The organism is Streptomyces thioluteus (assembly GCF_039535865.1).
The window spans coordinates 25,038-33,300 of sequence record NZ_BAAAXZ010000009.1 but is presented as its reverse complement, the minus strand read 5'-3'; the positions used below and the strand labels follow the sequence as shown (position 1 = coordinate 33,300).

The window sequence follows — 8,263 nt, the reverse complement described above, 5'->3', positions numbered from 1 at the left end:
GGCGTCCCCGGACGCGTCCGGGAGGTACGGACGCGAGGCCGACGGCCACCAGGCGGGCGACGCCCGCCCGCGTCAGTCCGTCGAGCAGGGCCCGCGTCGCGGTGGGGAAGAAGACGGCGGGGTCGGCGGAGAGGTCTGCGGCGGCGTGGATCGCCGCGTCGTGCCCGGCGGCGAGGGCCGCGATGATGCCGGCGTCCGTGACGTCCGCCCGCCGACTCCCCGGGGTTCGACGGGTTCCGCACGACCGCGGTCACCGTGTGGCCCCGGCGCTCCGCCTCCGCCACGGCCGCCCGGCCCGCCCTGCCGCCCGCTCCGAACACGATGATCCTGGACATGTTCGTACACCTCGCATCCGTCGGCCGGGGGCCGTCCCCCGGTCGGTGGATCACGACGTTAGTCCGAGGGGTGGTTACCTTCCGGATACCGCCCGGATGCCCGTCCGGGCCAGGAAGAGGCCCCGTGCGGGTGTCCAGCCGGGACGCTGCCCGCCGTAGGCGTCCACGGCGCCGGCGACGTCCGCGAGGACCGCCTCCCGCGTCGCCTCCGGCAGCAAGCGGTAGAAGGAGAGCGAGGAGAGGACGTCCACGAGTCCGGACGTCGAGCGGTGGTGGCGCGGTGGGGTACTGGAGGTACGTGAGGTCCGTGAAGCCGCCGTCGGCCAGGAGCTCCCTCGGGACCCACGAGTCGGGGGCCCATGACCGAGGCCGCGGCGGGACCTTCTCCAGGATGGAGTGCGGGGGCAGTTCGGGGAGGCCGGTGCTCGTGGGCGGCGATCAGCTCGTGGCGGAGGTCGTCGTCCGACACGTACCAGTCGTTCCAGAACAGGGCGAGGGTCCCGCCCGCGCGCAGGACCTGTTTCGCCTTGGACCAGCGGACCTCGGGGTCCGTCCCAGTGCCACGCCTGGGCGGAGAGGAGGAGGTCGAAAGGGGCGGTGGTCGGGGGCGCGCTCCCCAGGGTCTCGAAGTCCTGGGGGGACGACGGTGACTTCGGGGGCGGCCGTGGCGCAGTTGCGGGACAGGACGGCGGCCATGCGGGGGTCCGGTTCGAGACAGGTGAGCGTCAGGCCCGGGCGGGCGGCGAACGCGAGCGTGGGCCTTGCCGGTGCCCGCGCCGACCTCCAGGGCCGTGAGCCCGGGGCCCGTCTGCCGCGAACTCCAGGATGTCCGTGACGAGTTGTCCCCGGATAGCCCGGGCGGGCGGCGTCGTAACTGCTCGGCGGCTTCGCCGAAGACGGTGCGGGGGGTGCGGGCGCCGTTGGGGGTGGGCATGGATTCAGGGTACGAGGGAGGTTTGCCCCGGTCCCGCCCTTTCACCGTTTTCTTTCGGGAACTCCCCGCCGGCCTGCCGCGGACCCCGTGCAGGGGCCGGGCATCCGCACCCCATGGATCTGGTGCGGGAGGACGACGGGGAGGGGCTGGCCGTACTGGCGGTGCCCGGTGGACGCGTCGTACCGGTGGCCGGTCGGCGAGCACCCCGGGCGGGAGGGCGCGGGGCCCGCCTCGGTGGATGAGGAGGCGTGCCGTCCGTCAAGCCCCCGCCGGCCGCGGGCGGACCCCGTGTCCCGTCCGCCTTCTCCAGTTCCGATCGGTCGATCAGCTCCTCCAGCAGCCGGAGCGCGGACGCGAGTTCGCCGATCGTCGACCGGATCCGGTCCCGCTCCCGGAGCACCTCCTCCGCCAGCGGGGTGCACCCCGGCAGCAGCAGCCCGTCGTCCTCGGCCGTGCACGGCAGGACCTCGGCGATCGTGGCCCGTGCCCAGGCCCGCGGCGAGGAGGGTGCGGAACGCTGTGGACGGTCCGTACGTCTTCCTCGCTGTACTCGCGGTAGCCGCTGGGGGCGGCGTTCCGGCCGGAGCAGGCCCTGTTCCTCGTAGTAGCGCAGGGCGCGGGGCGTGACGCCCGAGCGGCCGCGACAGCTCTCCTATGCGCAAAGTGACTCCCCGTCACGGCGAGTTGACTCTCACGTCAACGTGAAGGTTTAGCTTCGTCAGCATGATCAATTCCCTGGACAGCAGCAACCACCTTTCGTCCGTCACCGTGCTCGGGCTCGGGCCCATGGGGCAGGCCCTCGCCGGCGCGCTGCTCACGGCAGGACACCGCGTCACCGTCTGGAAACCGGTCGGCCGGCAGGGCCGATGCGCTGGTCGAGCGGGGTGCCGTCCTCGCGGGGACGGTTCAGGAGGCCGTCGAGGCCGCCCCGTTGGTGATCGTGTGCGTGATCGACTACAACGCGGTGGACGCGATCGTCCGGCCCGCGGCGGAGGCCCTGCGCGGACGGACGCTGGTGAACCTCACCGCAGACTCCCCGGACCGGGCCCGGGAGACCGCCGCGTGGGCGGCCGAGCACGGCATCGACTACCTCGACGGCTCGATCCTCACGCCCGCGGTGTCGATCGGGACGGACCGCGCGGTCGTCATCTACAGCGGTCCGGAGGAGGCGTTCGCCGCGCACCGGGCCGCGCTGGCGGCCTTCGGCGGACGGGCCGATCACCTCGGCACCGACCCCGGCCGGGCCGCAGCCTTCGACGTCGCCGTGCTCGACTTCTGCTGGACGGCCGTGAGCGGTTACCTGCACGCTCTGGCCCTCGCCCGGACGGAGAACATCCGGGCGGCCGAACTCGTCCCCTACGCCCTGGGGATCGGTGACCTGCTGACCCATATGGTGCCCCAGTTCGCGGAGCAGGTGGACGCGGGCGAGTACCCGGGCGACCAGTCCAACGTCGTCTCGCTCGCGGCGGGCATGGAGCACGTCGTACACGCCGCGGAGGCGCGCGGTCTCGACACGAGTCTGATCGGCGCGGCCCTCGGCATGGCCCGGCGGGTCATCGACGCGGGGCAGGGGCGGGACGGGATCCCCCGGCTGGTCGACGCGGTGTGACCGGACGCGTACTCCCGTGAGGAGTCCGTCACATGGGCGGCGAATCCGGGCGGGGGACGTCCGGTTCTGCGGCAGAGTGATCACGTCCGGCGGTGCGCCGGGTCGTTGTTGGCGCGTCCCGCGCCGGAGAGCAGAGGTTCCTTTGTCCCGAGTCATAGCCCGCCTCGCGACCGCCGCCGCCTGCGGCGTCGTGCTCGCCTCCGCGGCCGTGCCCGCCTCCGCGGCCGCGAAGAACCCCGTGGTGTTCGGCAAGATCCAGTACGACAGCCCGGGCAAGGACGACCGTTCCGCGAAGAGCCTCAACGCGGAGTGGGTGACGATCACCAACACCGGTAAGAAGGCGGTGGAACTCAACCGCTGGACGCTGAGCGACACTTCGCGGCACGTCTACACGTTCGGCAAGGTCCGGCTGGCGGCGCACGCGTCGGTGCGCGTGCACACGGGCAAGGGGAAGGACACGGCCAAGGACGTGTACCAGAACCGCCGGGCGTACGTCTGGAACAACACCAAGGACAAGGCGACGCTGAAGGACGCGGGCGGGCGGGTCGTCGCGACGGCTTCGTGGGGACGTCGCTGACGGATGCCGGAGGCCAATGGCGGTGGTGACCGCGCCCGAAGGGGCGGCCGCCACCGCTGTGCTTCAGCGGGCGACCGGTCGAGGCGAGCCGGTCACGGCCGCGCCTGGGTGCCGCACGTCTTGGTGTCCTTGTCGCCCTCGCGGATGTAGATGTACTTTCTCGACGAGCCGCCGATGTTGTACCCCCAGTGGTCGATGGCCGCCGTGCCTTCGCCGCACTGGGTGGCCACCTTGGTCGTGCGGCTCATGGTGTCCATGCTGATCTGGACCCATGCCGATCTGCAGCCGGGACCGGTGTTCACCAGCTCGCCCTTGACCCTGAGGGCCGGGTGCGGGGCGTCCGATCAGACCGCGACGGCGACGGCGGTCCGCTCAGCGGCCCTCCGCCAAGGACGCCCGCACCAGGGCCAGTACGTCCTCGTCCGCCATCCCCAGCCCCCGCGCCTCCGCCACCAGGTCGCGTGCATGCGCCAGCAGGCGCGTACGCCCCGGCGAGGCCGTGGCCGTCACCACCGCGCCCCGCCCCCGGCGCAGCTCGATCAGGCCCTCGTCGCGCAGCTGTTGGTAGCCGCGGAGCACCGTGTGCACGTTGATGCCGAGGGACTCGGCGAGGCGGCCGGCGGCGGGGAGGCGCTCGCCGGGGCGCACCGTGCCGTCCGCGACGGCGCCCCGGACGCAGGCGGCGACCTGATCGGCCAGCGGCAGCGGTGAGTTGGGGTCCACCCGGAACAGCATCATCGGCCCCGGGCGGTGCGTTCGCGCGCGGCCAGCGTGTTGAGCAGGGCCGCGGCCGTCGCCGCGTCGTCCACGGTGACGACGAACTCGCTGCCCGAGGTGAGCCGTACGGAGAGCGCCTCGCCGGAGCGCAGGATCACCCCGCTCGCCCCGGACGCGGCCCGGTAGCCCCAGCCGCCGAAGTCCTGTACGGCGTTCACCTCGCGGCGGGACGCGTCCACCACGCGCTCGAGCGGGATGGTGAGGCGGGGGCGCGGCACCGCGGACGAGGCGATGGTGACGCCGCGCCGGTCCACCGTGACGCGGGCCTTGGTCAGTGCCGTCAGCGGCACCCCGACCACGAGCAGGACGACCGCGGGGAGCGGGCCGTCGGTCAGTCCGAGGACCACGGCCAGGACGAGCGTGCCCAGGCCCACCAGCGGCAGCACGCGGGAGCCGACGGCCTGGGTCCAGGCCGCGGACTCGCCGTCGGACAAGGTCAGTTGCTCCACCGGTCCGGCGGGTCCGCGGCGGTCGGTTTCCGGCCTGGCCCTGCCGGACAGCAGCCAGCCGGCCGCGCCCGTGACGGCCCCGACGCCGACGGCGGTGAGCAGCTGCCACCAGGGCAGCCGGACGGCCGTGACATCTGCGGCATCCGCGTTGACGAGCAGGACCGCGGTGAGCCCGTAGCCGAGGATCCCGGCCACCGCGCAGCCGAGGACGGTCAGCGCGCGCTGCTGTGCCGGCGTCCCGCGGAGCGCCGACAGGCCGCAGCACAGGGCGCCGAGGCCGCCCAGTACGCCGAGGGAGGTCGCGAGGAAGGAGCCGCGGCTGGAGTAGTCGTCCGCGCCGGAGCCGGTGAAATGGGCCGCGATGTGCTCCGGGAGCCGGTCCCCGAGATGGAGGTAGACCGCCAGGAAGGCCGCGGCGGCCAGCAGGTACATGAGCAGAGTGACGAGTGCGCGGCGTATGCCGGACATGGCCCCACCTTCTGAACTTCTCTGGGTTGTTCGCATAGTAGTAGAAGAATTCTCGGTCGTCAGTACCCCGGTGGGACCCGGTCCACACCGTCCGGCCGAAAGAACCCCCCGGCGCGAACCCGCCGTTGAGTGCCGGGCTCCGCTACCGCTTGCATTGCCCTGCCCAAAGTTGCCGGTCGTCGGCCGGTCGTGAGGCATGACGTGGAGGGGATACCTTGCGCAATCCCAGTGCACGTACCAGGAGATCCAGAGCATCCGGAACATCCGGAACATCCAGAACATCCGGAACATCCGGAGTACGGAGCGGCATCACGAGTGCGGCGGCGCTGATGGGCGCCGCCGCACTCGTCGTCTCGGCCGCCCCGGCGAACGCGGCGGACCCGGCCCCCGCCGCCGGACCCGGTCAGGTGATACCCGGGCTGAGGACCGCAACTCCCGCGCTGGTGACCGGCATCCGGGAGCCCGCGAAGGCCGACGGCAGCGCGGCCGACGCCGCGCGCGGGCACCTCGCGGCCAAGGAGGGGCGGTACCGCATCGCCGACCCCGGCCGGGACCTGAATCCCGTGCGGACGGTCAGTTCCGGGTCCGCCGAGACCGTCCGGCTCCAGCAGAAGCACAAGGGCGTCGAGGTCCTCGGCGGTCAGTACGTCGTGCGCATGGAGCACAAGAACGGCAAGCGCGTGGTCACCGGCACCTCCGGCAAGTACTTCACCGGGCTGACCACCGGCACCACCCCGGAGGTCGACGAGGAACTCGCCGTCGACCGCGCCGTCGAGGCCACCGCCACGAGTCTCGGCGCCCGCAGGCCCGGCGTCCGCGCCCCGGCCGAGGACGCGGAGTACCCGCTCACCGGCACCGCGCGCGGGCTGGTCGTCCTGCCCAAGGGGCAGGGCGTCCTGACCCGGCACGTCACCGTGCGCGGTACGGACCCCGCCACGAGGCAGCCGGTGCTGCACGAGGTGTACATCGACGCGAAGTCCGGCTACCCGGTGCTCCAGTACAGCGGCATCAAGACGTTCGGGGCGCCGAAGGCCGTCGCCGCGAGCGGCGCGCAGGCGCGGCGGGAGGCCGTCAGGGCCGAGGGCGACCCCGCCGGGCAGCCCACCGTCAACGGCTCCGGCGCCCGGCTCGACGGCAAGAACGTCGACCTCCAGCTGTCCTACGACGAGACGCGCAAGGAATACCTCATGCGCGATCACTCGCGCATGCGCGACAGCAGCAAGAAGGGCATCGCCACCTTCGACGGCCACGAGCTGTCCGTCGGCGACGTCTCCGGCAAGTGGCCGGACGGCATCAAGGAGTTCGGCTCGCAGACCCCCGCCTTCGGCAAGGAGGCGACCGAGGCCGGCGCGGTGGACGCGCACTGGGCCGCGGGCAAGGTCTACGACTACTACCGCGACCGGCACGGCCGCAACAGCCTCGACGGGCGCGGCGGCGAGCTCAACTCCATCGTGGGCGTGAGCTTCTACGGGCTGCCGTACGTCAACGCCTTCTGGGACGGCACCAAGATGGTGTACGGCAACGGGGACAAGGAATACCGCCCGATGTCCTCCGGCCTGGACGTGGTCGGGCACGAGATGACGCACGGCGTCGTGGAGAACTCGGCCAACCTCGTCTACGCGGGCCAGTCCGGCGCCATGAACGAGGCGATAGCCGACTACTTCGGCAACGCCGTCAAGACCGACACCCTCGGCATCTCCATGGACAGCCCCGACTCCGGGCTGCTCGGTGACACGCTCTGCCGCACCAAGTCCCCGCGCGAGTGCGCGTTCCGCGACCTCAACGACGGGAGGACCACCTCCAAGTCCTTCCTCGGCGTCGCCTTCGGGACCGACAACGGCGGCGTCCACCTCAACTCCACGATCTTCTCCGGCGCGTTGTGGGACATCCGCAAGGACGTCGGCCGCACGCTCGCCGACAAGGTCGTCTACAAGGCGCTCACCGAGTACATGACGCCGCTGGACGGCTTCACCGAGGGGCGCGACGCGGTCCTCGCCGCGGCCAAGGACCTCAAGTTCGAGGCCGGTCAACTGCGCGCGATCGAGCGGGCGTTCAACGGTCACGGCATCGTCCCCGGCTGGGAGCTCGCCCTCGGCGTGGACTCCGACCGGCTCCTCGGCAAGGTGAACACCGACTCGACCACCCCCGGGGCGGGCGGCGGCTGGTGGGCCGCGTCGAAGTCCAACGACGACGGCACCGAGGCGTACTCGGTGTGGGCCGGGCGCCTCGACGGCTCGGGCTCGTCCCAGCTGATCAGCCCCAACGACGGCCGCTATCACATCAACCCGGTCACCGACGGCAAGACGGTGGTCTGGATGGCGTACAAGGCCCGGAACGTGGAGGTCCTCGCCCGGTCGCTGTCCGGCGGGCCGATCAGGAAGCTGTACTCCAGCCGCTACGGGTACGGCTCGCTCGGCGTCGAGGGCAAGACCGTCGTCTTCCAGGCGAACGGCCGGCGCGGCAGCTCCCGGGCGGTGTACGTGAGGATGGGCGAGACGGACCCGGTCCGCCTCGACCCGGGCGCCACGAGCCGCTTCGCCTCGACGGGCAACCCGTCGCTGAAGAACGGCCGCATCGCCTTCACGGACGAGTACCGGGAGAGCGGCAAGGCCAAGCAGCGCATCGAGCTCCTGGACGTCGCCACCGGCAGGCGGAGCGTGGTCCAGGACGTGAACCCGGACCACCTCATCGGACGGACCGCCCTCACCTCCCGGCACGTCTACTGGCTGTCCGCCGACGACGGGCAGGGCCCGCAGACCGCGGTGCGCCGCGCCGGCCTGGACGGGACCGGCGTCATCGACGTCAGCCCCGCCGCCGGCAAGGACGCGCTGAACGGCATCGCGCTGTCGGCCTCGGAGGACGCGGTGACCGTGACGGCGGAGACGCCGTCCGCCGAGCCGCGCAACGAGACCCTGGCCAAGCTCTGGCAGTTCACGGCGGACGGCGGGCAGCGGGCGCGGGTCTCCTGCAACCGCGGCGAGCAGCTGTGGGGCGCGGCCGAGAGCGGCCGGCGGGTGGTGTGGCTGGACGCCACCACCGGCTACACCGACCTGGTGACGCGGAACCGCCCGGCGGGCAACTGCGGCTGAGCGACCGGTAATCGACCGTGCCCCC

At 72.5% G+C, this 8,263-nt stretch carries 7 protein-coding genes and 2 pseudogenes; 4 read left to right on the top strand and 5 right to left on the bottom strand.

The genetic code is table 11. The annotated features are described in order from the left end of the window. Both ABD794_RS01145 and ABD794_RS01140 read right to left on the bottom strand, forming a co-directional pair. Positions 1–335, bottom strand: a pseudogene (locus tag ABD794_RS01145) (NmrA family NAD(P)-binding protein); the annotation flags it as partial. Positions 336–409: 74 nt separating this feature from the next. After that, on the bottom strand, positions 410–586 hold the full coding sequence (locus ABD794_RS01140; RefSeq protein WP_344960409.1) for a hypothetical protein: 177 nt from the start codon (positions 584–586) through the stop codon (positions 410–412). Between the two features lie 796 nt (positions 587–1,382). Between ABD794_RS01140 and ABD794_RS01135 the strand changes: the two genes are divergently transcribed. From ABD794_RS01135 to ABD794_RS01120, 3 genes and pseudogenes are all read left to right on the top strand, one after another. Then, entirely contained in the window at positions 1,383–1,511 is a 129-nt protein-coding gene (locus ABD794_RS01135) for a hypothetical protein (protein ID WP_344960408.1), read from the top strand. A gap of 481 nt (positions 1,512–1,992) precedes the next feature. Further along, positions 1,993–2,878, top strand: a pseudogene (locus ABD794_RS01125) (NAD(P)-dependent oxidoreductase). Between the two features lie 142 nt (positions 2,879–3,020). Next, positions 3,021–3,455, top strand: coding sequence for a lamin tail domain-containing protein (locus ABD794_RS01120; RefSeq protein ID WP_344960407.1), 435 nt, complete (start codon positions 3,021–3,023; stop codon positions 3,453–3,455). Between the two features lie 92 nt (positions 3,456–3,547). Here the strand turns inward: ABD794_RS01120 and ABD794_RS01115 are convergent, their stop codons facing one another. The 3 genes from ABD794_RS01115 to ABD794_RS01105 form a co-directional block, all read right to left on the bottom strand. Next, the gene (locus tag ABD794_RS01115) at positions 3,548–3,703 is read right to left on the bottom strand and encodes a hypothetical protein (protein ID WP_344960406.1); all 156 of its coding nucleotides are present in this window, start codon (positions 3,701–3,703) and stop codon (positions 3,548–3,550) included. A 124-nt stretch (positions 3,704–3,827) separates the two neighbouring features. Beyond that, complete coding sequence (locus ABD794_RS01110; RefSeq protein ID WP_344960414.1) at positions 3,828–4,190, bottom strand: GntR family transcriptional regulator; 363 nt, start codon at positions 4,188–4,190, stop codon at positions 3,828–3,830. Next, on the bottom strand, positions 4,190–5,149 hold the full coding sequence (locus ABD794_RS01105; protein ID WP_344960405.1) for a hypothetical protein: 960 nt from the start codon (positions 5,147–5,149) through the stop codon (positions 4,190–4,192). Before ABD794_RS01105 ends, ABD794_RS01110 begins: the two co-directional genes overlap by 1 nt. 329 nt (positions 5,150–5,478) lie before the next feature. On the opposite strand from ABD794_RS01105, the gene ABD794_RS01100 reads away from it, so the two are divergent. Then, positions 5,479–8,238 carry a M4 family metallopeptidase gene (locus ABD794_RS01100; protein ID WP_344960404.1) on the top strand — a complete coding sequence of 920 codons (2,760 nt, stop codon included), beginning with the start codon at positions 5,479–5,481 and terminating at the stop codon, positions 8,236–8,238. Positions 8,239–8,263 lie beyond the last annotated feature (25 nt).